At 71.2% G+C, this 900-nt stretch carries 2 protein-coding genes; both read right to left on the minus strand.

The window, feature by feature from the left end; translation table 11 throughout:
* Window positions 1-46: 46 nt before the first annotated feature.
* Window positions 47-328, minus strand: coding sequence for an aldehyde dehydrogenase family protein (locus AC4FQ5_RS19595; protein ID WP_491146187.1), 282 nt, complete (start codon window positions 326-328; stop codon window positions 47-49).
* Between the two features lie 54 nt (window positions 329-382).
* Window positions 383-900, minus strand: a 518-nt coding sequence (locus AC4FQ5_RS19600) for a hypothetical protein (protein WP_491146189.1), incomplete at its 5' end; no start/stop codon positions are given.

The raw sequence follows: 900 nt of genomic DNA on the forward strand, positions 1-900 counted from the left end.
CCCCGCGTCGACGGCCTCCAGGAGGCTGAAGCGCTCGTGGTCGTCCTCAACGAGTGCGGCGAGATCGAGGAGCGCCTTCGAGCGGATCGGCTGGAGTGGTCGCGGCCCATCCGGGGAACGCAGCGCGCGCCGCCTCGACCGCGGCGGCCACCTCGTCGGCGGTCGAGTCGGGCACGGAGCCGAGGACGTCGCCGGTGGAGGGATCGACGATCTCGAGCCGGGCGCCGGTCGCGGGCGCCCATCCTCCCGCGACGAAGTTCCCCGTCACGTCGCTCGCGACCCGTCGGACGGCGTCGCGTCCGGTCGCATCGGTCTGCTGGTCGTTCATGGTCGTCGCCTCACTCGTCGTTCGTCGGGGTCGGATCGGGATAACCGCATCATGTCAGTCGGCGTCGAGGTAGGTACCCCGATAGGACATCGCACCCTCGAACACGTCGTCCGAGAGTTCGTCCGCCGCGAGCTCGAGCGGCGCCGGCCGACGCTCCTGACCCGGGTAGCCGATCAACTCCCGCACGGCAGGGATCAGGTAGTAGGTCCCCGCGACGATCGCCGCTACGTCCTCGAAGTCGTCGCGGCGGGCGGACCGCCAGTCGACGAGCACCTCCCGCAGCAGCGGCGCGGCCTCGAGCTCGTGGAGGAGCGCTCGCACCCTCTCGACGGCGTCGGAACGCGCGTCAAGGGCTCGCGCGAGCCAGTACCCGTCGGCGTCCACGTCGCGGAGCGCGGGCATGACATCGGTCGCGGGGAGCAGCACGTCTGCTACCCGCCAGACGATCTCGGTCGTCGGGGCATCGAACGCTCGCGTGGGACCTCCCGACATCACGCGACCTCCTGCCAACGGGCGCCCGCGGCGAGATGCTCGGCGATGCGCAAGGCCATGGCTGTAATGGTCGCCGTCGG

This window comes from Chryseobacterium sp. DT-167 (assembly GCF_058310155.1).

What these genes read in the sequence shown, in the direction of transcription:
- AC4FQ5_RS19595 (WP_491146187.1), bottom strand. Translation starts at nt 328, where the DNA reads ATGAACGACCAGCAGACCGATGCGACCGGACGCGACGCCGTCCGACGG.